Genomic DNA, 22838 nt, shown 5'->3' with positions numbered 1-22838 from the left:
TCAAGGGTCGCCGATCTTCACGCCACGAAGGAGGCCGGGCATGGCACGTATAGGTGAGAGCGCCGATCTGCTCAAGTGCTCGTTCTGTGGAAAGAGCCAGAAGCAGGTCCAGCAGTTGATCGCCGGCCCCGGCGTCTACATCTGCGACGAGTGCGTCGAGCTCTGCAACGAGATCATCGAAGAGCGCCTCGCCGAAGCCGGCGAAGAGCCCACCAGCGAGTTCGACCTGCCGAAGCCCCGCGAGATCTACTCGTTCCTCGAAGAGTACGTGATCGGCCAGGACGCGGCGAAGCGCTCTCTCTCCGTGGCCGTGTACAACCACTACAAGCGCATCCGCGCCGCCTCGACCCTCACCGCCGCCGAGTCCTTGGCCGACGAGGTCGAGATCTCGAAGTCGAACATCCTGCTCATCGGTCCGACGGGCTGCGGCAAGACCTATCTGGCGCAGACTCTGGCCAAGCGTCTCAACGTCCCGTTCGCCGTCGCCGATGCGACCGCCCTGACCGAGGCCGGCTACGTCGGCGAAGACGTCGAGAACATCCTCCTCAAGCTCATCCAGGCCGCCGACTACGACGTCAAGCGGGCCGAGACGGGCATCATCTACATCGACGAGATCGACAAGATCGCCCGCAAGGCCGAGAACCCCTCGATCACTCGAGACGTGTCGGGCGAGGGCGTGCAGCAGGCGCTGCTCAAGATCCTCGAGGGCACGGTCGCCTCCGTGCCGCCGCAGGGCGGTCGCAAGCACCCGCATCAGGAGTTCATCCAGGTCGACACGACCAACGTGCTGTTCATCGTGGCCGGTGCGTTCGCGGGGCTCGAAGAGATCATCTCGAACCGCGCGGGCAAGCGGGGCATCGGCTTCGGCGCCCCTCTGCACAGCAAGGAAGATGAGGCGGCCCTCTTCAGCGAGGTCCTGCCCGAAGACCTGCACAAGTTCGGTCTGATCCCCGAGTTCATCGGCCGTCTGCCGGTCGTGACGACGGTGACCCAGCTCGACCAGCCGGCGCTCATGCAGATCCTCACCGAGCCGAAGAACGCCCTCGTGCGTCAGTACCAGCGCATGTTCGAGATCGACGGCGTCGAGCTCGAGTTCGATCGCGGCGCACTCGAGTCGATCGCCGACCTCGCCGTCCTCCGGCAGACGGGTGCTCGGGGGCTGCGGGCCATCCTCGAAGAGGTGCTCGGGCCGATCATGTTCGACGTGCCCTCCGACGACACCGTGGGCAAGGTCGTGGTGACCCGTGCCTCCGTGCTCGAGAACGCGGCGCCGACCATCGTGCCCCGCGTCGTCGAGCAGCGCACCGAGAAGTCCGCGTAGCCCCGAGCGGGTCCGGCGGGTTCCCGTCATCGGGGGCGGGTCAGCGCTGACCCGCCACCGACGACACGAACCCGCCCCAGTGCGCGCCGACTACGCGAGACCGCGACGGGCCAGCAACGGCTCGACCCGCGCCTCCCTGCCGCGGAAGTCGCGGAACGCCTCGAGGGGATCCTTCGAGCCACCGACACCCAGCAGGCGTGAACGGAACCGGTCGCCGTTCGCGCGGGTCAGGCCGCCGTTCTCCTCGAACCATTCCACGGTGTCGGCATCGAGCACCTCGCTCCAGATGTACGAGTAGTAGCCCGCGTCGTATCCGCCTGCGAACGTGTGGGCGAAGTGCGTGCTCGAGTAGCGGGGCGGGACGGACGCGAGATCGAGACCGACCGCGGCCAGCGCCTCCTTCTCGAACGCCTCGACGTCGACGACCGCCTCGGCCTCGGCCGACGACAGCGAGTGCCACGCCTGGTCGAGCAGGGCGGCGGCGAGGTACTCGCTCGTCTCGAACCCCTGGCCGAACCCCTGCGACGCGACGAGGGCGTCGACCAGTCGGGTCGGCAGGGGCTCGCCGGTCTCGTGGTGCACGGCGTAGTTCGCCAGCACGTCGGGCCAGAGCATCCACATCTCGTTGACCTGGCTCGGGAACTCGACGAAGTCGCGGAACACGTTCGTGCCCGAGAAGGTCGGATACGCGACGCGGGCGACGAGCCCGTGCAGCGCGTGACCGAACTCGTGGAAGAACGTCGTCACCTCGTCGAGCGTCAGCAGCGTCGGCTGGCCGGCGGGCGGCTTCGGGACGTTCAGGTTGTTGACCACGACGGTGGGCAGCCCCGTGAGGCCCGACTGCGACACGAGGGGGTTCATCCATGCGCCGCCGCGCTTGCTGTCGCGGGTGTGCAGGTCGAGCACGTAGAGGCCGACCGGTGCGCCGTCGTCGTCGGTCACCTCGAAGACCCGTGCATCGGGGTGGTAAGCCACGAGATCGGGTCGTTCGGCGAAGTGCAGACCGTACAACCGGCCCGCTGCGAAGAAGATCCCGTCGTGCAGCACCCGCTCGGCCTCGAACCAGGGTCGCATGGCCGCGGTGTCGACATCGTGCTCTTCTGCGCGGACGAGCTCGGCGACGAACGCCCAGTCGGAGGCGGCGATCGGCCGCCCGGCCCGACGCTCGAGCTCGGTCTGCTCGGCACGGGCGTTGCGAGCCGCAGGAGGCGCGAGTCGCGCGAGCAGATCGGCCACCGCCTCGGGGGTGCCCGCCGTCTCACCTGCTGTGACGTACGCGGCGTGACTGGCGAAGCCGAGCAGCTCGGCACGCCGGGCCCGCAGACGCACGATCTCGAGCACGAGGTCGCGATTGTCGAACGGCCCGCCGCGGCGCCCGCGCGACAGCGACGCGTCCATGATGCGCTCGCGCAGAGCCTCGTCGGTCAGGGCCGCGAGATAGGGGTGGCCGCTGAAGAGCACGAGCGTGATGACGTACTGGCCGTCGAGTCCCCGGTCGCGGGCGGCCTCGGCGGCGGCCGCGACGGCACCCGCGTCGAGCCCGTCGAGCTCGGCGACGTCGTCGACGACCACGGCGAGGTCGTTCGTGTCGGCCAGCAGGTTCTTCTCGAAGCGGGTCGTCAGCGTCGACAGCCGCCCGTTCAGGTCGCGCAGCCGGGTCTTGTCGTCGTCGCCGAGGGCTGCACCCGACCGGACGGCGTCGTCGACCAGCCGCTCGATGAGATAGCGCTGCTCGCGCGTCAGGTCGAGGTCGTCGCGCCGTTCGTGGAGGCTCCGCAGGCGGGCGAACAGCCGCGGGTCCAGGCGGATCGCATCGGTGTGGGCGGCGAGTCGAGGCGCCAGGTCGAGCTCGAGGGCGTCCGTGGCCGCGTTCGAGTCCGACGACGTCTTGTTGAAGAAGACGTGGCCGACCCGGGCGAGGGTGGCGCCGCTCCGTTCGAGCGCGTCGAGGGTGTTCTCGACGGTCGGCTCGGCGGGGTCGGTGGCGATCGCCTCGACCTCCGCCAGCTGCTCGGCGAAGCCGGCCTCGAACGCGGGCAGGTAGTCGTCGTCGGTGATGCTCGCGAACGGCGGCAGCGAATACGGCAGCGTGCTGGGGGCGAGGAGCGGGTTCGTCATGGCCCGAGCCTAGGCCGGTCCGCGGGCCCGCCCGGGGAGTCACGACACGCCGCGGGGCCGCCGGGGCCGCGGCGAGTCGTGACCCGTCGATGCCGGAGGTGAGGGCGAGGGCGGGGGCGGAGCCGAGGAGGCGCGCTAGGGTCGCCGCATGAGCGGACGACCTCGCGACACGGCCCGGTACACGCACGGGCACCACGAGAGCGTGCTGCGGAGTCACACGTGGCGCACCGTCGACAACTCTGCGGCCTACCTCGTGCCGCATCTGACGCCCGGAGCGAGCGTGCTCGACGTGGGGTCGGGCCCCGGCACGATCACGGTCGACATGGCCGAGCGGGTCGCCCCCGGTCTCGTGGTGGGCGTCGACTCGTCGACCGGGATCGTTGCGCAGGCGACGTCGCTCGCGGCCGAGCGGGGGCTGGCGGCCGTCCGTTTCGAGACGGCCGACCTGTTCGCGCTGCCCTTCGACGACGACTCCTTCGACGTCGTGCACGCCCATCAGGTGCTGCAGCACGTCGGCGACCCGGTCGCGGCGCTCCGCGAGATGCGTCGGGTGGCGCGCCCCGGGGGAGTCGTCGCAGCCCGCGATGTCGACTACCACGGCTGCGTCTGGGCGCCCGAGAACCCCGGGTTGCAGCGGTGGATGGACGTCTACCAGGCGGTGCACCGCGGCAACGGCGGGGAACCGGACGCAGGGAGGCGCCTCAAGGGCTGGATGCTCGAGGCGGGGTTCGACGAGGTCGCGAGCAGTGCGTCCGTCTGGTGCTTCGCCTCCGACGAGGAGCGCACCTGGTGGGGCGACAGCTGGGCCGCTCGAGCGACCGAGTCGGCGTTCTACGCCGACGCCGTCGAGAAGGGCGCCGCCACCCACGACGAGCTGCACGCGATCGCCGAGGCCTGGCGCCGCTGGCGCGACGCCCCCGACGGCTGGCTGATCATGCCCCACGGCGAGGTGCTCGGCCGCGCCTGACCTCGTCGAGGAGTCACGACACGCCGCTCACCTCGAGAGGTTAGCGGCGTGTCGTGACTCCTCGACCTGTCGATCGGTGGCTGAACCACTTAGCCATGGATATCGTTATGCCATGAGTCGAGAGTGGTTGGTCGTTCTTCTGGTCACCGTGTGCGTCGTGTCGATCGTCGACGCGATGACAGCCGCGCTGGCGGGGGTGCAGAGTGTTCTGTGGTCGTCGATCAGGGTCGCAGCCATGATCGGGCTGATCGTGGCTGCGTGCCGTCGCCCGTCTGCAGAGCGATGAGGAGTCACGACACGCCGCTCACCAGAGAGGTGAGCGGCCTGTCTGACCCTCGACGGGAGGAGGGGCGGGCTAGTCCTCGTCGTCGGCGGGCTCGTGCACGTGGGCCTCGCCGGTCACGGCGTCGACGCGGATGACCGTGCCGTCGTCGAGCTCGACCACGGGGCGACGCTCGAGCCAGGTGAGCGTCCAGCGCCAGGTCGACGCGTCGACGCCCTGTTCGGCGAGCTCGCGTTCGACGGAGGCGATCGCCCCGAGGACGGGTGCATCGAGGTCGGCCGGCGCCGCGCCTCCTACGCTCCACCGCGTACCGAGCTGCATCAGGCGCCCGCCGCCGGTGCCGCAGCGGACGTGTCGGCCGGCTGCTCGGCGAACACGATGTCACCCACGGCGAGCTCGTCGCCCTCGGCGAACGTCAGATCGGCGATCTTGCCGACCGCCGCGAGATCCCCCGCGGCGAGGCGGACCAGCGCCAGCTGAGCGGCCGGCGCCGTGATCACGGCCGTCGACACGGGGGTCTTCTGCGAGGCCTTCGCATCGGACTTCGCCCGGCGCACGAAGATCAGCGCCTGCCCGACGAGCCCGACCAGCCCGGTCGCGGACTCGCCCTCGGACAGACCGAGCTCGGCGACGGTCGGCCACGCCGCCTGGTGGATGGACTCGTCGTGCGTCCACGACCAGACCTCTTCGGTCGCGAACGGCAGGTACGGCGCCAGCAGTCTCAGCAGCCCCTCGAGCACCGTGCGGAGGGCGAGCACTGCCGAGGCCTGCTCGGCCGGTGTCGTCGCACCGTAGGCGCGCTCTTTGACCAGCTCGAGGTAGTCGTCGCAGAAGGTCCAGAAGAACTTCTCGGTCGTCTCGAGCGCCCGGGCGTGGTCGTAGCCCTCGAGCGCCTCGGTGGCGGTCTCGATGACCGACGCGAAGGTGGCGAGCAGGTCGCGGTCGAGCGGCTCGGTGACCGAGTGCTCGCCCGAGGGCAGCTCGAACGAGTAGACGAACTTGGCGGCGTTCAGCACCTTGATCGCCAGTCGGCGGCCGATCTTGATCTGCTTCGGGTTCTGCGGGTCGAACGCCGCGTCGGTGCCCAGACGGCTCGAGGCCGCCCAGTAGCGCACCGAGTCCGAGCCGTGGTCGTCGAGCATCGCGGCCGGGGTGACGACGTTGCCCTTCGACTTCGACATCTTCTTGCGGTCGGGGTCGACGATGAAGCCCGAGATCGAGGCGTTCCGCCACGGGACGGTGCCCCCCTCGAGCTGCGCGCGCAGCATCGTCGAGAACAGCCAGGTGCGGATGATGTCCTGCCCCTGGGGGCGCACGTCGTACGGGAACACGAGGTCGAACAGCTCGGGGTCGGCCTCCCACTTGCCGGCCAGCTGCGGGGTGAGCGACGAGGTCGCCCAGGTGTCCATCACGTCGAGCTCGCCCTGGAACCCGCCGGGGACCCCGCGCTGCGACTCGTCGTAGCCGGGCGCGGTGTCGGACGACGGGTCGACGGGCAGCTGCGCCTCGCTCGGCACGATCACCTCGTCGAAGACGGGGTTGCCGTCGCCGTCGAGCGGGTACCAGACCGGGATCGGCACGCCGAAGAAGCGCTGGCGCGAGATCAGCCAGTCGCCGTTCAGGCCGTTGACCCAGTTCTCGTAGCGCACGCGCATGAACTCGGGGTGGAACGCGACCTCGCCGCCGCGCTCGAGCAGCGTCGACTTGAGCTGCTCGTCGCGAGCGCCGTTGACGACGTACCACTGGCGCGTCGAGACGATCTCGAGGGGCTTGTCGCCCTTCTCGAAGAACTTGACGGGGTGCGTGATCTTGCGGATCTCGCCGACCAGCTCGCCCGAGGCGGTCAGCTGCTCGACCACGGACTGCTTGGCGCTGAACACGGTCTTGCCGGCCAGCTGCGCGTAGGAGGCGCGACCCGCCTCGGACTCGATCGCCGCCGGCGCCTCGCTGACGAACCGACCGTCGAAGCCGATCACGGCGCGGTTCGGCAGCTGCAGCTCACGCCACCACACGACGTCGTTGGTGTCGCCGAAGGTGCAGACCATCGCGATGCCCGAGCCCTTGTCGGGCTGCGCCAGGTGGTGCGCCACCACGGGCACCTCGACGTCGAACAGGGGGGAGCGGACGGTCGTGCCGAACAGCGCCTGGTAGCGCTCGTCGTCGGGGTGGGCGACGAGGGCGACGCAGGCGGGCAGCAGCTCGGGGCGCGTCGTGTCGATCAGCACGTCGCCCTGGCCGTCGGTGCGGTGGAATGCGAGCTTGTGGTACGCGCCCGGCATGTCCTTGTCTTCGAGCTCGGCCTGCGCCACCGCGGTGCGGAAGGTGACGTCCCACAGGGTCGGGGCGTCGGCCTGGTAGGCCTCGCCGCGCGACAGGTTGCGGAGGAACGCCTTCTGCGCGATGGCCTGCGAGTCGTCGCCGATCGTGCGGTAGCTCTGAGTCCAGTCGACCGAGAGGCCGAGCTTGCGCCAGACGTCCTCGAACTGCTTCTCGTCTTCGACGGTCAGGCGCTCGCACAGCTCGACGAAGTTGCGACGCGAGATGGGCACCTGGTCGGCGGCCTTCGAGGACTTGTTGTCGCCGCCCTCGAAGGGCGGGGTGAAGTCGGCGTCGTAGGGCAGCGAGGGGTCGCAGCGCACGCCGTAGAAGTTCTGCACGCGACGCTCGGTGGGCAGGCCGTTGTCGTCCCAGCCCATCGGGTAGAAGACGCGCTTGCCGCGCATCCGCTCGAACCGCGCCTTGACGTCGGTGTGCGTGTAGCTGAACACGTGACCGATGTGCAGGCTGCCCGAGGCGGTCGGCGGGGGAGTGTCGACCGAGAAGACGGAGGCGCGGGTCGCGCCGTCGCGGTCGAACCGGTAGGTGCCGGAGTCCTCCCAGACCTGGCCCCAGCGGGCCTCGAGTCCTTCGAGGGCGGGCTTCTCGGGCATCGCTGACGGCATCTGGCTCTCCGGTTCTGTGGGCGGCACCGTGTCGGTGGGGAGGTGCCTGGTTGTGGGACGCCGATCAGTCTACGCGTGGCGATCCGCGCCTCCTCGGGGGTGCGCTCTCTGCACCTGTGCGCACGCTGCACTGGTACTGACATGACAGGACTGGTAGTGTCGCTGCGTTTTTGCCGACGCTGGGGTCGACGCCATCACCCGACGAACTGGAGGCACCCGATGTCCGCCAAGAAGCAGCACAGCACGAGACCCGCCCGGCGATCGCTCACCACCGACGACGTCACCGTCGTCGAGGAGGGTCTGCTCAAGCGCGCGGTCAGCGCCGCAGCCCTCGGCAACGCCATGGAGTGGTTCGACTTCGGCGTCTACGCCTACATCACGACGACGATCGCGCAGGTGTTCTTCCCGCCCGGGAACGACGCGCTCAACATCCTCTTCACCTTCGGTACGTTCACCGCCGCGTTCATCGTGCGCCCGATCGGCGGCGCGTTCTTCGGCCCGCTCGGTGACCGGATCGGCCGCCAGAAGGTGCTCGCGGTCACGATGATCCTCATGGCGGCCGGCACGCTCGCCATCGGGCTGATCCCGTCGTACGCGACCATCGGGATCTGGGCGCCCATCCTGCTGCTGCTGGCGCGCCTCCTGCAGGGCTTCTCGACCGGCGGCGAGTACGGAGGCGCGGCCACGTTCATCGCGGAGTACTCGCCCGACAATCGTCGCGGCTTCATGGGCTCGTGGCTCGAGTTCGGCACGCTCGGCGGTTACGTGCTGGGCGCCTCGCTCGTCACGGCCCTGCAGGTGGCGATGAGCGAGGAGGCGCTGCTCGCCTGGGGCTGGCGGATCCCGTTCCTGATCGCCGGGCCGCTGGGCCTGATCGGGCTCTACCTGCGCCTCAAGCTCGAGGAGACGCCGGCCTTCCAGAAGCAGCAGGAGGAGGCCGCCGGTCGCGAGCACGTCAAGGTGCCGCTCGTGAAGCTCTTCGCCGAGAACTGGCGGGCGCTGATCGTCTGCATCGGCCTGGTGCTGGTGTTCAACGTGACCGACTACATGCTGCTGTCGTACATGCCGACCTACCTCACCAACACGCTCGGCCGCAGCGCGACCTCGGGGCTGCTGCTCGTGATCGTCGTGATGGTGCTGATGATGATCGTCATCACGTTCAGCGGGCGCCTGAGCGACCGGTTCGGCCGTCGACCCGTGCTGTTCGCCGGCTGCATCGGGTTCCTGGTGCTGTCGTGGCCGGCCCTCAAGCTCGTGCAGTCGGAGAGCACGCCGCTCGTCTTCGTCGGCCTGCTCGTGCTCGGCCTGGTGCTCGTCACGTTCACGTCGACCATGCCGTCGACGCTGCCCGCGCTGTTCCCGACGATCATCCGCTACGGCGCCCTGGCCATCGCGTTCAACGTGTCGGTCTCGCTGTTCGGCGGCACGACGCCGCTCGCCACCGAGGCGCTGGTCGTCTGGGCCGAGGGGAAGGGCTTCTCGTGGGCCCACGACATCCCCGCCTTCTACCTGATGGCCGCGGCCGTGATCGGCCTCGTCGCCGTGTGGTTCACGAAGGAGACGGCCAACGAGCCGCTGCTCGGCTCGGGGCCATCGGTCGCGACCGATGTCGAGGCGCGCGAGCTGGTCGAGGCCTACGCCGACGAGTCGAGCGAGGTCGCGAAGTCGGACTGGGCGCTCGAGTGGGCTCAGTCCGGCCCGATCGACGTGGTGCGCGTGGACGGCGATGGGGAAGCCGCCCCGCGAGGCTGACCGGCGCACGTGTGCCCGGGCGCACGGGTGCCCGGTTGCCCGGTTGCCCGGGCGCACGGGTGCAGGGGTGCCCGGGTGCCCGGGGCGCACGGGTGCGGCGGGTGCGTGTCATCGGGGGCGGGTCAGCGCCGACCCGCCGCCGATGACACCGACCCGCCGCACCCCTCTGGGCGAGCGCTAGGGGCGGGCGGCGAGCAGCGCCCGCGTGTGGGGGTGCTGCGGCGAGGCGAAGACGTCGGCCGTCGGCCCCTGCTCGACGATGCGCCCCTCGTGCATCACGGCGACGCGGTCGGCCATGTGCCCGATCACGTCGAGGTCGTGCGAGATGAAGAGGTACGACAGGTCGTCGTCGCGCTGCAGGTCGTCGAGCAGATCGAGCACCTGGGCCTGCACCGACACGTCGAGGGCCGAGACGGGCTCGTCGCAGACGACGACGCGGGGCCGCGGGGCGAGCGCGCGGGCGATGGCGACGCGCTGCTGCTGCCCGCCCGAGAGCGACGCGGGGCGACGGGGCGCGAGCCCTGGGGGCAGCCCCACCCGTTCGAGCAGCGCCTCGATCTCGGCCCGTACGGGCGCCGTCCGCAGGCTCCGACCCGCGGTGATCGCGTCGGCGAGCAGCTGCTCGACGGTCAGGCGGGGGTCGAAGGAGCTCGCCGCGTCCTGGTAGATCGCGCCGAGCGAGGCGCGGCGGGCGCGGCGATCGCGTTCTCGCAGGGGAGACCAGGGCTCCCCGAGGAGGCGCACCGCACCTCCGTCGGGTTCGTCGAGCCCCAGGAGGAGGCGCGCGGTCGTGGTCTTGCCGCTTCCGGAGGCGCCCACCAGGCCGAGCGTCTCGCCCGCGCGCAGCTCGAGGGACACGTCGTCGACCGCGAGCCGGGCCGCCCGCCCGCGGGTCGCCGGGAAGACGCGTCGGAGGCCCTCCGCGGAGAGCACGACGTCGTCGACCGGAGCCGCCGCCTCCTGCGCCGCCGCCTCCCTCGCCTCCTGCGCCGCCGCCTCCCGCGCCTCCTGAGCCTGCGCCTCCTGCTCCTCGCCGACGTCGCCCCGCGACAGGCGTCGCCCCCGGGGCACGCCGCCCGGCAGCGCCGCGACGAGCCGCCGCGTGTAGTCGGCCCGCGGGGAGTCGAGCACGTCGGCGGTGGGCCCCTGCTCGACCACGACGCCGTCTCGCATCACGAGCACCCGGTCGGCCAGGCGCCGCACGACGCCCAGATCGTGACTGATGGCGAGGACGGCGGTGCCGCCGTCGCGGAGGGCGGCCAGACGGTCGACGACGAGGCGCTGCACCTCGGCGTCGAGGGCCGTCGTCGGCTCGTCGGCGACGACGACGTCGGGTCGGAGGACGAGGGCGGCGGCGAGGAGCGCCCGCTGCCGCAGCCCGCCCGAGAGCTCGCCGGATCGCTGACCGAGACGGGTCTCGGGGTCGGGCATGCCGACTTCGGCGAGGACGTCGAGGGCGCGCTCTCGACGCTGCCGGGGTCCTAGGTCGGTGTGCAGCCGGAGGGCGTCGTCGATCTCGCGTCCGATCGGGCGCAGCGGGTCCAGCGAGACGAGGGCGTCCTGCAGCACGAGACCGATGCGCGCACCGCGGACCCGACGCCAGGCGCGGTCGTCGAGGGTCGAGAGGTCGCGGTCGCCGAGGGTCAGCCGATCGACGTCGACCCGGCCGCCGCTCAGCCCGAGCAGCGAGCGCGCGGTGACGCTCTTGCCCGAACCCGACTCGCCGACGAGGGCCACGCACTCGCCGGGCGCCACCGAGAACGAGACGCCGTCGACCACGGTCGCCGACCCGAACGAGACGCGCAGACCGTCGACCACCAGCCCGTCCGCCGCCGTGCCGTCTCGCGCTGCGGTGGTCATGAGGAGTCCCTCCCTCGTCGGGCGAGCCCGCGGCCGAGCACCGTCGCGGCCGCGGCCGTCACGACGACGGCCAGCCCGGGGAACACGGTCATCCACCAGGCGGTCGTCGAGTAGGTGCGACCGGCCGAGAGCATGGCGCCCCACTCCGGGGCGGGCGGGGGAGCACCGAGCCCCAGGTAGCTGAGCGACGACGCCCAGACGACGGCCTGCCCGAGACCGAGCGTCGCGAGCACGACGACGGGCGCCAGCGCGTTCGGCAGCACGTGCCGCAGCAGGACGGTGCCCGGTCGCCTCCCGAGCACCACGGCCGCCTCGACCATCGCCGAGCGGCGCACCCGCACGACCTGACTGCGCACGATGCGCGCGTAGCCGGGTGCGGTGGCGAGCCCGACGGCGATCGTCGCGGGCACGGCGCCCGGCCCGGTGAAGGCGATGACGACGAGCGCGAGCAGCAGACCGGGCAGGGCGAACAGGACCTCCAGGAGGCGGCTGACCCCGGCGTCGGCGACACGCCCCGGCAGCCGACCGCCGCCGAAGCCGGCCGCGACCCCGAGGGCCACGCCGAGTCCGGTGCCGATCAGGGTGGCGACGGCCCCGATGGACAAGGAGGCGCCGGTGCCGTGGATCACGCGCGTCCAGATCTTTCGCCCCGACTCGTCCGTGCCGAACGGGTGGGTGAGCGACGGCGGAGCGAAGGCGTCGGCGGGGGAGATCGCCAGGGGATCGCCCGGTGCGAGCAGCTGCGGGGCGACCGCGGCCAGCACGACGAGGGCCAGCACGATCGCGGCCACCGCCTCCGGGGGTCTCACGCGGGAGCCGCCGCCCGCCCGCTCACGGCCTCGGCGTCGGGGGAGCTCGGCGAGCACGGTCATGCGGCAAGCTCCCGGGGGTCGACGGCGCGCTCCGCCAGGTCGCCGAGGGCGACCACCACGACGTACGCGAGGGCCGAGGCGAGCGCCACCCCCGTCACCAGGGGGATGTCCCTCAGCGTGACGGCCTGCAGCAGCGTGCGACCGAGCCCGGGCCGGGCGAAGATCGACTCGACCACGACGGCGCCGCTCAGCAGCGAGCCGAACGCCCAGCCCGAGAGCGCGAGCCCCGGCAGGGCCGCATGACGCAGCAGATGACGGCGGAACAGTCCCGACCGCGACTCGCCGCGGGCTCGTGCCGTCAGGGCGAACGGCGCGGTCGACGCGTCGAGGAGCGAGTCGCGGGTCACCTGCCCGAGGAACCCGGCGACCGGGATCGCCAGGGTGACGACCGGCAGCACGATGCCGAGGGGCGTGCCGGTGCTGACCGGCGGCAGCCAGCCCAGCTGCGTGCTGAAGACCAGCACGAGCACACCCGCCAGCCAGAAGTGCGGCACCGCCGAGGCGACGATCTCGAGCGACGACGAGACCGCCCCGGCGACGCGCCCGCCGAGGGTCGCCCACCAGGCCGTGCCCAGGGCGAGCAGCCACGCGACCACGAGCGACAGCACGGCGAGCAGCAGCGTGCCGGGCAGCTGGTCGAGCAGCAGACCCGCCACGTCGGTGCGCAGGGAGTACGAGGTTCCCAGGTCTCCGACGGCCAGCCGGCCCAGCTGCGCGAGGTACTGCAGGAGGAGCGGGTCGTCCAGTCCGTACTGCTCGCGGACCAGGGCGATCGCCTCCGCCGAGGCCTGCGACCCCGGGCCGCCGAGGATCGCCTCGGCCGGGTCGCCGGGCACGAGCCGGATCGCGAAGAAGATCAGCGTGGCCACGGCCCAGAGCACGACGAGCGCCCCGACCAGGCGACCGACCAGCCACCGGACGGGTGCGGGCACGACCCCGCGCCTCCTCGGCTCCTGCCCGGTCGACGACCGGATGACGGCCCGACCCTCAGCCGACGGTGTACGCGTCATACAGCGTGACCGCCGAGACCGGCGGCAGCGCCCGCACGCCGGCGACCGCCGAACGGGCCAGGTAGTGGTTCTGCTGGTCGTAGAGGGGCAGCACGGTGTAGCTCTCGAGCACGATCTTCTGAGCCTGCTCGTAGAGGTCGGCGCGCTCGTCGGCGTCCGAGGTCTCGGCCGCCCGCGTCAGCAGGTCGTCGAGGGCGGGGTCGCTCAGCTGGGCGAGGTTGGCGAAGTAGCCGCTCGGAGCCGGGGTGATGCCGTCGGTGTCGTAGAGGATCCGCAGCACATCGGGGCCGACCTTCGTGTACGGCGCGCTCACGAGGTCGTAGTCGTTCGCGGCCAGGGCGCCGTACCAGCTCGACAGGTCGAGCGGCGAGAGCGTCACCTCGAAGCCGAGGTCGCGGGCGCCGGCCTGCACCTGCTCGAAGAGCGACTGCTCGGCGGGGATCGACTGGTTCGTGCTCACCGGGAACGCGAGCGAGAGGCGCTCGCCGTCTTTCGTGCGGTAGCCGTCGGAGTCGCGCTCCGTCCAGCCGGCGTCGTCGAGGAGCGCTCCGGCCGCGTCGACGTCGACCTCGAACAGCGACGGGTCGGAGTATGCGAGCGGCTCGACGCTCGACAGGGGCGAGTACGAGCGCTCGGCGGTGCCGAAGAACAGCGAGTCGATGCCGTCGGTGACGTCGACGCCCGTGATGAAGGCCTCGCGCACGCGCTCGTCGTCGAAGGGCGCCTTGCCCGAGTTCAGCTCGATGCGGTTGACGGCGCCGGGGCGGGGAGCGTCGATCTCGGCCAGGGCGTCGTCCTTCTCGGCGGCGACGAGGGTGTCGGGCTGGACGTTGTCGATGACGTCGACCTGCCCGGCCTGCAGCGCCGAGTAGCGCGCCGCCGAGTCGGGGATGAAGCGCCAGACGACCTCGTCGAGGTACGCGGGGCCGTCGTGGTCGGCGTCGGCGGGCGGCGACGAGTAGTCGTCGTTGCGGGTGAGCACGATGCGGTCCTGCTTGGTCCACGACTCGACCACGAACGGACCGGTGCCGACGGGGGACTCGCAGTTGACCTCCTGGCTGCGCTCGAGCGCAGCGGGCGACTCCATCGCGACCCAGGGCTGCGTCAGCGATTCGAGCAGCGCGCTGTCGGGGGCGCTCAGGTCGAAGCGCGCCGTCTGCGCGTCGACGACCTCGACGCCGGTGACCTTGCCGAGGGCGAGGTAGCCCGTCGACGACAGGGTCTCGGGGTCTTGCAGGTGGGCGACGTTGGCGGCGACCGCGGCGGCGTCGAACGGCGTGCCGTCGCTGAAGACGACGTCGTCGCGGAGGTCGAACGTCCAGCTGAGGCCGTCGGCGGACTCCTCCCATGAGGTCGCGAGCCAGGGGACGATCTCGCCCGACCCGTTCTTCGAGACGAGCGACTCGAGGTACTGGGTGGAGACCAGGGCCTGGGGGTAGTTGCCGCCGACGTGCGGGTCGAGGCAGGTCGGCTCGGCGTCGCCCGTCGCATAGGTGAGGGTGCCGCCCGAGCGCGGGGTGGCGGACCCCGTGGCCTCGCCGCCGGTCGTGCACCCGGCGAGCAGGAGTGCGCCGACGGTGGTCAGGGCGAGGAGGGCGGGCAGACGGGTGCGCATGGGACTCCGGGTGATCGGGAGGGGCGGGCCGGGTGAGGATGACGCCGTCACGGTCGTCGACGCTGACTCCGGGACGGCGGAACACGTTTATGGACGGAGTCCAACAAGTGCACCGATCGAGTGTACCGCCATGATGGAGGGCATGTCAGACCCGTCACGGCGCCCGATCGGCCGCCCTCGCCGCTCGTCGGCCGGGATGCTCGCCGACGCCGCCGCCGAGCTGTTCCTCGAGAACGGCTGGTCGGGGACGACCGTCGACCAGATCGCCCAGCGGGCCGGGGTCAGTCGGGGCACCTTCTTCAACTACTTCGACTCGAAGGCCGACCTCTTCTGGCTCGACCTCGACGTGAGTCTGGCGGGTCTCGGGGAGCTGCTCCGCGCCTCCTCGGGATCACCGCCCGTGCGCAGCGTCGAGGCGGCGCTGGTCGCCGTCGGCCGAGCCCACGACCCGGCCCGGGTGCCCTGGGCGTTGACGCAGTCCGAGGCGATGGGTCTCGGCGACGAGCTCGTCGCATCGGCGGCCGTCCGCGTCGTGCGGCTGCAGTCGGTCGTCGCCGCCCATCTCGCCGAGGCCTCCGGCGGGCGACGGGGCGAGCTCGATCACGAGGTCGCGGCGGCATCCCTGGTGGCCGCCGCGGTGGCCGCGATCACCCACTGGGCGAGATCGGGAGTCGGTCGTCGCCCGCTCGGCGACGTGATGGCCGACGCCCTGGGGCCGGTCGCCGACGGTCTCGACGCCGTCGCATGCCCGTCGACCGCCTCCTGACGACCCGGGAGGCGCATCCTCGTCAGTGCGTCGGCGTCGACCCGGTCGACGGTGACGTCGGCGAGAGGACGTCGACGATGTCGGCCCTCTTCGGGAACACCCACTTGTTCATGGCCCAGTAGCGGAACACCATGGCGATGAGCGTGCCGATGATCGGGCCGCTGATGAAGTCCGCCACCTCCTGCGTGGCGAACGACACGTTGGGGACCTCGAGACCGAGGCCGTAGCGGGAGAGGTAGAGCGGGGCCGAGTTGAGGCCGACGCCGATGACGCTGACGACGACGAACAGCAGCATCTCGTGCGCGGTGTGGCGGTCGCCGCGGTCGTCGAACGACCACTTCTTGTTCATCCAGTACGACACGACGGTCGCGACGATGATGCCCAGTGCGAGGGCCGTCACGGGGTGCTGGGGGATGACGAAGAGCTTCAGGCCGTAGTTGATCACCATGGTGATGACGAACCCGATGCCGCCGACCACGAGGAATCGAAGGGCTGAGGGGTTGGCTCGGGCCAACCGGATCACTGCATTCACCGGATCACCCTAGCGCCCGTCGTCAGCGAGATCGTCGAGCGGCACGGCATGGCACGGCACGTGGCCGGGTCGACGGCCCGCGCCACTGGGGAGACGAGAAGACGCCCGCCTCTCTGTCGTGACAGAGCGGCGGGCGTCTTCGAGGTGGAACTGATCACATCGTCGGGGTAGCGGGATTCGAACCCACGACCTCCTCGTCCCGAACGAGGCGCGCTACCAAGCTGCGCCACACCCCGATATGACTGGCCACGATGTTCTGCGACCGGAGCAACCTAACCATGGTAGCAAACGAATCGCGTGGGTCATGACCGCCGATGCCGTCGACACCGGCGGCCCGCATGTCAGGCCGTGAGGGTGACGACGACAGCCTCCGGACGGCAGTCGAACCGGACGGGGGCGTAGATAGAGGTCCCGAGACCGGCGGAGATCTCGAGGTGAGCCGTCCGTCGTGCGTGGCTCCACGTGCTGAGGCCGCTGACCTTGCTGCGGGGGATGTCGCAATTCGTGACGAGCGCACCGTAGCCGGGCACACGGACCTGGCCGCCGTGGGTGTGCCCGCCGAAGACGACGTCGGCCCCGTTGGTGACGAACGAGTTCAGCACCCGCTGATAGGGCGCATGGGTCAGCGCGATGCTCACCGGCTCGGGCCCGCCGCGGTCGTCCTGCCAGCCGACGTTCTCTCGCAGATCGTCCAGGGCGCCAGGGAGGCGATCGAGACGATCCCACCCTCGGTGCGCGTCGTTGACGCCGAAGAACTCGAGTCTCGACCCACGGACCTCGATCGCTCTGGCCGTGTTGTTGAGGTCGAGCCAGCCGAGACCGGTGAAGAACGACTCCATGCGGGCGATGTCGAGCGGCGCGGGGGTGCGGTGGGCCTTGCTGGGTCCGCCGAAGTACGCGAGGGGGTTCTTCGGTGTGGGGGCGAAGTAGTCGTTCGACCCGTGGACGAAGACGCCCGCGACGTCCCGGAACGGCTCGAGCGTGTACTCGAGGGCCTCGTGGGCGTCCACATGCCCGATGTTGTCGCCTGTGTTGACGATGAGATCGGGCTCGTAGACCGAGAGACCCCGCACCCACTCCTGCTTCTCGGTCTGCCAGGGCGCGAGGTGGAGATCGCTGAGGTGCAGGATCGTGAGACTGCGCGAACCGGCCTCGAGGATGGGCAGCACCTCGTGCCGCACCGTGAACCGGTTGCGTTCGACGAGCGAACCCCAGGCGAAGGCGCCCAGGCCGACGGCCGCGCCCACCATCGCGGTCGCGGCCGTCGTCCGTGCAGGACTCAGTGGACTCATGTGCAGTTCCCGGGGTCCTTGCCCTCGGCATCGCCGTAGAGCTGCAGACGCACCGGGCCGGTCCGGTCGACGGTGGAGCCGGCGGCCGGGTCGGAGGCGACCACCTGGCAGACGTTGTCGGCCGAGCCCTTCACGTACCCGGCCACTGAGACGTTGGCCGCCTCGAAGCCCGTGCCCGCGAGCGCGGACACCGCGTCGTCGAACGAGTCGCCGACCACGTCGGGGACCGTGACCGCGTTGCCGCCGTCGCTCGTGTAGACCGTCACGGAGGTGCCGGACGAGACGCGCGAACCGGCGCTCGGGCTGGTCGTCGTCACGGTGCCCAGGGGCTGTTCGGACTTCTGGCGACCACCGTCGACGTACGAGAGTCCGAGAGCCCGCAGACTGGTGGCGGCCTCTTCGGCCGTCTTCCCCGTCACGTCGGGCACGCTGAGGGAGGAGGTGCCGCGGACGACCGACGGATCCGCCACCGGGAACGCGGTGCCGGGGTAGACGGTGTTGTTGACCGTCTGCACGTCACGGAAGAAACCGGCACGCGCGTTGGCGTAGGTCGTCCCGGTCGCAGGCGAGTAGGCCGACCGGAGACTGACCTTGCCCTTGACGTTGCCCATCCACACGGCCGTGGCGAGCTTGCTCGTCGAGCCGATCAACCAGATCTGGTCCTTCTCGGTCGTGGTGCCCGTCTTGCCGATCTCGGGGTAGCCGTCGTAGGGGAGTCCTCCGACGCCGGTGCCGCCGTTCGACCAGAGCTGCGACATGCCCTGGATGGTGGCCGCGGCGATCTCGGGGTCGAGCGCCTGGTTGCACTCCTGCGGCTGACCGCCGATCTTCTGGCCGTCGGCGTCGACGATCTGGTCGACGATGATCGGCTTGCAGTACTTGCCGCCGGCGGCGATGCCGGCGTAGGCGGCCGCCATCGTGAGCGGAGCGATCTCGTTCGTCCCGAGGAACGACGAGGGGTTCTGGTACTGGAGCTCCGTGCCATCGGCACGGTGCACACCGAGCGAGGTGGCCACGTCCCGGATGTCGCGCAGGTCGAGCTTCTGGGCCATCGCGGCGTACGCGGTGTTGATCGACAGCGCGGTGGCGCGCTGTGCGGTCACGTAGCCCGGATTGCGCCCGTCGTCGTTCTTCGGTGCGAACCCCTGCGGGAAGTCCGAGCTGACAGTGCTGAGCGATTCTCCCCCGAAGGTCATGGGGGTGAACGGACGCGGCCTGCCGTTGACCGACTCGCTCAGGCCGTGGCCGTTCTGCAGCCAGTCGATGAGCGTGAACGGCTTGTAGGTCGAACCGGTCTGGAACCCGCCCGAGCCGCCGTAAGGCTTGTCGGTGCTGTAGTTGATGGCCGTGACGTTCGGGTCGGTCACCTCGGGGTCCTCGTTGAGGTTGCGGTTCTGGGCCATGACGATGACCCGACCGGTGCCGGCCTCGACCGAGTTGACGGCGCTGCCGAGGATGAGCGCGGACTCGGTCGGAGGTGCGTAGCGATCGATCTGGGCGCGGGCGCTCGCGGTCAGGTCGAGATTGATGGTCGTGTAGACCTTGTAGCCGCCGGTGCTCCAGTTGGCCTCGCGCTCTTCCGCGTCGGCACCGAGTGAGGGGATGTCCTTGATGCTCTTCTTGACGTAGTCGCAGAACTGCTGCGCACCTGCTGCGGTGACCGCGGTGCAGCCCTGCGACGGGGTGGTCAGCTTGACGTAGTCGGCGGGGTTCGCCACGACCGCTGCGTCGTAGGTCTCCTGATCGATGTACTTCTCGCCGAGCATGCTGGCGAGGATGACGTTGCGGCGATCGACGTTGCCCTGGTAGTTGTCGGGCGTGCCGAGGTTGCGCTTCTCGGGGTACTGCACCATGGCGATGAGGCTGGCCGCCTCGGTCGCCGTCAGGTCGGACGCCGCCTTGTTGTAGTAGTGCTGCGAGGCCGCCTGGACGCCGTACGCCTGGTCGCCGAAGTACGCGATGTTCAGGTACGCGAGGAGGATGTCGTCCTTGCTGTACTTCTTCTCGAGCCCGATGGCGAACTTCATCTCCTGCAGCTTGCGGTCGATGCTGACCTCTTTGGCCTCCTTGATGGCCTTGGCCTGCTCGTCGCCGGTGAGACCCTGCGCCTCGGCCAGGCGGATGTTCCGCACCAGCTGCATCGTCAGGGTCGAGCCGCCACCGCTCTCTCCGAGCCCGCCGGCGAGTGAGCCGACTCCGGCTCGGACCAACGACGTCAGGTCGACACCGCCGTGCTCGTAGAAGCGGCGGTCCTCACCGGCGACGACGGCGTTCTTGAGATTGGGGGAGACCTCTTCCCACTTCAGAGCGACGCGGTTCTGCGCGTAGAGCGTCGCGAAGGGGACGTCTTGACCGTTCTGCTTGCCGTACAGCACGTTGCGCTGCTGCAGCTTTCCGATCTCGATGTACTCGGGGATCGACTCGAAGACGCCGATGGAGCTGGATGCGGTCATGCCGGCGACGGCGATGGCGGGTGTCACACCGATGGTGACGAGCAGACCGGCCAGGACGCTGAAGCCGACGAAGCCGAAGAGCGCGCCGACGACGGACGTCGGCTTCGATTTTGGGTCAGACATAAGATCAGGGTAAGTGACAACCCGGAAAACCAAGCTGAACGGAACGACAAATGGTCCTTTGGGAGTACATGACGACGCCGCTGATGGTGCACAACAGCACCGCGATCCTGAACAACTGGGGGAGTGACGGCTGGGAGCTCGTGCAGGTGACGCAGGGGCCCGAGGGCGGCCCGGTCGCCTGGTTCAAGCGTCAGAAGCAGGACGACTGATGGCCGACGTCGCCGCCCGTCTGGCCGAGTTGGGGCTCGCTCTCCCCGCGGTCGCGACGCCCGCAGGCGCCTACGTCCCCGCCGTGCGCACCGGCTCGTACGTCTACACGGCGGGTCAGCTGCCCTTCGTCGACGGCGCTCTGCCCGCGACGGGCAAGGTCGGTGAGGGCGATGGTCTGGTCGACCCCGCCGCGGCCAAGGAGTACGCGGCCACGTCGGCACTGAACGCCCTCGCGGCGGCCGCCTCCGTGCTCGATTCGCTCGACGACGTCGTGCGCGTCGTCAAGGTGACGGGCTTCGTCGCCTCCGACCCGGCGTTCAGCGGTCAGCCCGGTGTGATCAACGGCGCGTCCGAGCTCCTCGGCCGGGTGTTCGGCGACGCGGGCATCCACGCCCGCAGCGCGGTCGGCGTGGCCGTCCTCCCTCTCGACTCGCCCGTCGAGGTCGAGATCGTCCTCGAGGTCCGCCCCCTGGCCTGACCCTGCGGCTCAGCGCATCTCGGCGGTGATGACCCCCATCACCGCCGAGTCCGCGAGCGTCGTGGTGTCGCCGACCTCGCGTCCTTCGGCGACGTCGCGCAGGAGTCGTCGCATGATCTTGCCCGAGCGGGTCTTCGGCAGTTCGTCGACCAGCACGATCGTGCGCGGGCGGGCGATGGCGCCGATGCGGTCGGCGACGTGCGCTCGCAACCGGGCCACCGCCTCCTCGGGGGTCACGCTCCGCCTCTTCTTGTCGCGGAGAACTACGAACGCGACGACGGCCTGACCCGTGGTCTCGTCGGCGGCTCCGACGACGGCGGATTCGGCGACGAGCGGATTCGACACCAGCGCCGACTCGATCTCGGCGGTCGACAGGCGATGCCCCGAGACGTTCATGACATCGTCGACGCGGCCGAGCAGCCAGATGTCGCCGTCGTCGTCGCGTCGGGCGCCGTCTCCGGCGAAGTAGCGGTCGCCGAAGCGGCCCCAGTAGGTCTCGACGTACCGGTCGCGGTCGCCCCAGATGCCGCGGAGCATCGACGGCCAGGGCTCCGTGACCACGAGGAGGCCGCTCTCGCCGTCCGCCACCGGCACGCCCTGGTCGTCGACGACGTCGACGACGATGCCGGGCACGGGGGTCTGGGCGGCGCCGGGCTTCGTCGTCGTCACTCCGGGCAGGGGCGAGATCATCATCGCGCCCGTCTCGGTCTGCCACCAGGTGTCGACGATGGGCGTCGTCCCCGACCCGATCACCTCGCGGTACCAGAGCCACGCCTCGGGGTTGATGGGCTCGCCGACGGATCCGAGGAGGCGCAGCGACGTCAGATCGCGAGCCTGCGGGATCTCGCGTCCCGCCTTCATGAACCCGCGGATGGCCGTGGGCGCCGTGTACAGGATGGTCACCCCGTACTTCTCGACGAGATCCCACCAGCGCCCGGGGCCGGGGGAGTCGGGTGTGCCCTCGTAGAGCACCTGGGTGGCCCCGTTGGCGAGCGGCCCGTAGACGACGTAGCTGTGCCCGGTGATCCAGCCCACGTCGGCGGTGCACCAGTAGACGTCGGTCTCGGGGCGGAGGTCGAACACGTTCCTGTGCGTGTAGGCGACCTGCGTCAGGTAGCCGCCCGACGTGTGGAGGATGCCCTTCGGTCTGCCCGTCGTGCCGCTGGTGTAGAGGATGAACAGCGGATGCTCCGCCTCGAACATCTCGGCGGTGTGCTCCGCTTCGACGCCCTCGAGGGCCTCGTGCCACCAGAGGTCGCGCCCCTCCACCCAGTCGACGGCGTTCTCGCCCCGCCTGATCACCAGCACGTTCTCGACCGTCGACCGCCCGCCGAGCGCCAGTGCCGCGTCGACCGCTGGTTTGAGGGGCGAGACGCTGCCCTTCCGCCACCCGCCGTCGGCGGTGATCACCAGCGTGGCCTCGGCGTCGTCGATCCGTGCGCGGAGGCTCTCGGCGCTGAAGCCGCCGAACACGACCGAGTGCACCGCGCCCAACCGGGCGACCGCGAGCATGGCGACCACCGCCTCCGGGATCTGCGGCAGGTAGACGACCACCCGGTCGCCCGGCCCGACGCCCAGCGACGACAGCAGGTTGGCGGCCCGCTTCACGTCGGCCGTCAGCTCGGCGTAGGTGACCGCGCGTGCGTCACCGGGCTCGCCTTCCCAGAGGAGGGCGACGCGCTCACCGTGGCCGGCCTCGACGTGGCGGTCGAGGCAGTTGTAGGCGACGTTCAGCGTGCCGTCGGCGAACCACCGTGCGAACGGGGGATCGGACCAGTCGAGGGTCTCGGTCGGTCGGCGACCCCAGGTCACGCACGCGTCGGCCTGCTCGGCCCAGAAGGCCGACCGGTCCGCGTGCGCGCGATCGGCCAGATCGCGGGTGGCGACGGCGTTCGAGGCGAACACCGGGTCGGGGGCGAACGTGGACGCCTCTCTCGGAGGGGTCGGGGTTCCGTCGGCCATGTCGGACCTTTCGCGTCGTTGCGGGAGGCGCGGGCTGACCCGCACAGGAAGCGAGACTACCCCCGGGGTCTTTCCGGGTCGGCCTGTCCGATCACGGAAGATCGACGTGTCGCGCGTGGCGAGGCGGGCCCATCCTGGGGTACAGTTAACGCAGTCGGATTCAGTTCCGACTCGCAATGCGTTGATTCCCCCCAATCGCGTGTTGCGGTGGCGGCGCCGGTTCCCCCCAATCGGCGCCGCCCCTCTTCGTTTAACCCGGAGATCACCCTCCACGGGTGAGGG

General features: G+C 70.6%; 18 protein-coding genes and 1 tRNA gene. 7 read left to right on the top strand and 12 right to left on the bottom strand.

The window, feature by feature from the left end; translation table 11 throughout:
• Positions 1 to 40: 40 nt before the first annotated feature.
• Positions 41 to 1321 carry an ATP-dependent Clp protease ATP-binding subunit ClpX gene (gene clpX / locus SOM11_RS00970; RefSeq protein WP_192059966.1) on the top strand — a complete coding sequence of 427 codons (1281 nt, stop codon included), beginning with the start codon at positions 41 to 43 and terminating at the stop codon, positions 1319 to 1321.
• A gap of 90 nt (positions 1322 to 1411) precedes the next feature.
• Here the strand turns inward: clpX and SOM11_RS00965 are convergent, their stop codons facing one another.
• Entirely contained in the window at positions 1412 to 3439 is a 2028-nt protein-coding gene (locus SOM11_RS00965) for a M3 family metallopeptidase (RefSeq protein ID WP_320476937.1), read from the bottom strand.
• Between the two features lie 148 nt (positions 3440 to 3587).
• On the opposite strand from SOM11_RS00965, the gene SOM11_RS00960 reads away from it, so the two are divergent.
• Both SOM11_RS00960 and SOM11_RS00955 read left to right on the top strand, forming a co-directional pair.
• Positions 3588 to 4406 (top strand): methyltransferase domain-containing protein, encoded by an 819-nt coding sequence (locus SOM11_RS00960; RefSeq protein WP_320476936.1) that lies wholly within the window; start codon positions 3588 to 3590, stop codon positions 4404 to 4406.
• A gap of 112 nt (positions 4407 to 4518) precedes the next feature.
• A complete protein-coding gene (locus SOM11_RS00955; protein WP_320476935.1) occupies positions 4519 to 4692 on the top strand; it encodes a hypothetical protein in 174 nt (57 codons plus the stop codon).
• A gap of 69 nt (positions 4693 to 4761) precedes the next feature.
• Here the strand turns inward: SOM11_RS00955 and SOM11_RS00950 are convergent, their stop codons facing one another.
• Both SOM11_RS00950 and valS read right to left on the bottom strand, forming a co-directional pair.
• Positions 4762 to 5010 carry a hypothetical protein gene (locus tag SOM11_RS00950; protein ID WP_192059974.1) on the bottom strand — a complete coding sequence of 83 codons (249 nt, stop codon included), beginning with the start codon at positions 5008 to 5010 and terminating at the stop codon, positions 4762 to 4764.
• On the bottom strand, positions 5010 to 7619 hold the full coding sequence (gene valS / locus SOM11_RS00945) for a valine--tRNA ligase (RefSeq protein ID WP_192059975.1): 2610 nt from the start codon (positions 7617 to 7619) through the stop codon (positions 5010 to 5012). The genes SOM11_RS00950 and valS overlap by 1 nt, the downstream gene beginning before the upstream one ends.
• Positions 7620 to 7850: 231 nt before the next feature.
• On the opposite strand from valS, the gene proP reads away from it, so the two are divergent.
• Positions 7851 to 9383, top strand: coding sequence for a glycine betaine/L-proline transporter ProP (gene proP / locus SOM11_RS00940; RefSeq protein ID WP_320476934.1), 1533 nt, complete (start codon positions 7851 to 7853; stop codon positions 9381 to 9383).
• A gap of 177 nt (positions 9384 to 9560) precedes the next feature.
• On the opposite strand, the gene SOM11_RS00935 is transcribed toward proP, so the two are convergent.
• The 4 genes from SOM11_RS00935 to SOM11_RS00920 are packed head-to-tail and all read right to left on the bottom strand — an operon-like array spanning position 9561 to position 14740.
• Positions 9561 to 11243, bottom strand: coding sequence for an ABC transporter ATP-binding protein (locus tag SOM11_RS00935; RefSeq protein WP_320476933.1), 1683 nt, complete (start codon positions 11241 to 11243; stop codon positions 9561 to 9563).
• Positions 11240 to 12115 carry an ABC transporter permease gene (locus tag SOM11_RS00930; protein WP_320476932.1) on the bottom strand — a complete coding sequence of 292 codons (876 nt, stop codon included), beginning with the start codon at positions 12113 to 12115 and terminating at the stop codon, positions 11240 to 11242. Before SOM11_RS00930 ends, SOM11_RS00935 begins: the two co-directional genes overlap by 4 nt.
• Positions 12112 to 13047, bottom strand: a complete 936-nt coding sequence (locus SOM11_RS00925) for an ABC transporter permease (RefSeq protein WP_320476931.1) — start codon at positions 13045 to 13047, stop codon at positions 12112 to 12114. The genes SOM11_RS00930 and SOM11_RS00925 overlap by 4 nt, the downstream gene beginning before the upstream one ends.
• A 55-nt stretch (positions 13048 to 13102) precedes the next feature.
• On the bottom strand, positions 13103 to 14740 hold the full coding sequence (locus tag SOM11_RS00920) for an ABC transporter substrate-binding protein (protein ID WP_320476930.1): 1638 nt from the start codon (positions 14738 to 14740) through the stop codon (positions 13103 to 13105).
• A gap of 142 nt (positions 14741 to 14882) precedes the next feature.
• On the opposite strand from SOM11_RS00920, the gene SOM11_RS00915 reads away from it, so the two are divergent.
• The gene (locus SOM11_RS00915; RefSeq protein WP_320476929.1) at positions 14883 to 15506 is read left to right on the top strand and encodes a TetR/AcrR family transcriptional regulator; all 624 of its coding nucleotides are present in this window, start codon (positions 14883 to 14885) and stop codon (positions 15504 to 15506) included.
• A 22-nt stretch (positions 15507 to 15528) separates the two neighbouring features.
• On the opposite strand, the gene SOM11_RS00910 is transcribed toward SOM11_RS00915, so the two are convergent.
• From SOM11_RS00910 to SOM11_RS00895, 4 genes are all read right to left on the bottom strand, one after another.
• On the bottom strand, positions 15529 to 16038 hold the full coding sequence (locus SOM11_RS00910; RefSeq protein ID WP_320476928.1) for a GtrA family protein: 510 nt from the start codon (positions 16036 to 16038) through the stop codon (positions 15529 to 15531).
• Between the two features lie 162 nt (positions 16039 to 16200).
• Positions 16201 to 16274: transfer RNA gene (locus tag SOM11_RS00905), tRNA-Pro, on the bottom strand.
• A gap of 105 nt (positions 16275 to 16379) precedes the next feature.
• Positions 16380 to 17330, bottom strand: a complete 951-nt coding sequence (locus SOM11_RS00900; protein WP_320476927.1) for a metallophosphoesterase — start codon at positions 17328 to 17330, stop codon at positions 16380 to 16382.
• Positions 17327 to 19906: a transglycosylase domain-containing protein gene (locus SOM11_RS00895; RefSeq protein ID WP_192058670.1), complete on the bottom strand. Its 2580-nt coding sequence runs from the start codon at positions 19904 to 19906 to the stop codon at positions 17327 to 17329. Before SOM11_RS00895 ends, SOM11_RS00900 begins: the two co-directional genes overlap by 4 nt.
• Positions 19907 to 19956: 50 nt before the next feature.
• Here SOM11_RS00895 and SOM11_RS00890 point away from each other — a divergent pair, with 50 nt between their 5' ends.
• Positions 19957 to 20115: a hypothetical protein gene (locus SOM11_RS00890; protein WP_192058668.1), complete on the top strand. Its 159-nt coding sequence runs from the start codon at positions 19957 to 19959 to the stop codon at positions 20113 to 20115.
• On the top strand, positions 20115 to 20594 hold the full coding sequence (locus SOM11_RS00885; protein ID WP_243213649.1) for a RidA family protein: 480 nt from the start codon (positions 20115 to 20117) through the stop codon (positions 20592 to 20594). The genes SOM11_RS00890 and SOM11_RS00885 overlap by 1 nt, the downstream gene beginning before the upstream one ends.
• Positions 20595 to 20603: 9 nt before the next feature.
• Here the strand turns inward: SOM11_RS00885 and acs are convergent, their stop codons facing one another.
• Positions 20604 to 22556: an acetate--CoA ligase gene (gene acs, locus SOM11_RS00880; protein WP_192058664.1), complete on the bottom strand. Its 1953-nt coding sequence runs from the start codon at positions 22554 to 22556 to the stop codon at positions 20604 to 20606.
• Positions 22557 to 22838: the final 282 nt, after the last annotated feature.

The organism is Frigoribacterium sp. CFBP9029, assembly GCF_034045305.1.
In the GTDB taxonomy this organism is placed as follows: Bacteria; Actinomycetota; Actinomycetes; order Actinomycetales; family Microbacteriaceae; genus Frigoribacterium.
Note: the sequence above shows the minus strand (reverse complement) of the source record. Positions and strands in the feature narration are given on the sequence as shown.

Bases quoted from the DNA above. Each gene is read 5' to 3' on its own strand.
- clpX (WP_192059966.1), top strand. From the start codon at position 41: ATGGCACGTATAGGTGAGAGCGCCGATCTGCTCAAGTGCTCGTTCTGT.
- SOM11_RS00965 (WP_320476937.1), bottom strand. From the start codon at position 3,439: ATGACGAACCCGCTCCTCGCCCCCAGCACGCTGCCGTATTCGCTGCCG.
- SOM11_RS00960 (WP_320476936.1), top strand. From the start codon at position 3,588: ATGAGCGGACGACCTCGCGACACGGCCCGGTACACGCACGGGCACCAC.
- SOM11_RS00955 (WP_320476935.1), top strand. From the start codon at position 4,519: ATGAGTCGAGAGTGGTTGGTCGTTCTTCTGGTCACCGTGTGCGTCGTG.
- SOM11_RS00950 (WP_192059974.1), bottom strand. From the start codon at position 5,010: ATGCAGCTCGGTACGCGGTGGAGCGTAGGAGGCGCGGCGCCGGCCGAC.
- valS (WP_192059975.1), bottom strand. From the start codon at position 7,619: ATGCCCGAGAAGCCCGCCCTCGAAGGACTCGAGGCCCGCTGGGGCCAG.
- proP (WP_320476934.1), top strand. From the start codon at position 7,851: ATGTCCGCCAAGAAGCAGCACAGCACGAGACCCGCCCGGCGATCGCTC.
- SOM11_RS00935 (WP_320476933.1), bottom strand. From the start codon at position 11,243: ATGACCACCGCAGCGCGAGACGGCACGGCGGCGGACGGGCTGGTGGTC.
- SOM11_RS00930 (WP_320476932.1), bottom strand. From the start codon at position 12,115: ATGACCGTGCTCGCCGAGCTCCCCCGACGCCGAGGCCGTGAGCGGGCG.
- SOM11_RS00920 (WP_320476930.1), bottom strand. From the start codon at position 14,740: ATGCGCACCCGTCTGCCCGCCCTCCTCGCCCTGACCACCGTCGGCGCA.
- SOM11_RS00915 (WP_320476929.1), top strand. From the start codon at position 14,883: ATGTCAGACCCGTCACGGCGCCCGATCGGCCGCCCTCGCCGCTCGTCG.
- SOM11_RS00900 (WP_320476927.1), bottom strand. From the start codon at position 17,330: ATGAGTCCACTGAGTCCTGCACGGACGACGGCCGCGACCGCGATGGTG.
- SOM11_RS00895 (WP_192058670.1), bottom strand. From the start codon at position 19,906: ATGTCTGACCCAAAATCGAAGCCGACGTCCGTCGTCGGCGCGCTCTTC.
- SOM11_RS00890 (WP_192058668.1), top strand. From the start codon at position 19,957: ATGGTCCTTTGGGAGTACATGACGACGCCGCTGATGGTGCACAACAGC.
- SOM11_RS00885 (WP_243213649.1), top strand. From the start codon at position 20,115: ATGGCCGACGTCGCCGCCCGTCTGGCCGAGTTGGGGCTCGCTCTCCCC.
- acs (WP_192058664.1), bottom strand. From the start codon at position 22,556: ATGGCCGACGGAACCCCGACCCCTCCGAGAGAGGCGTCCACGTTCGCC.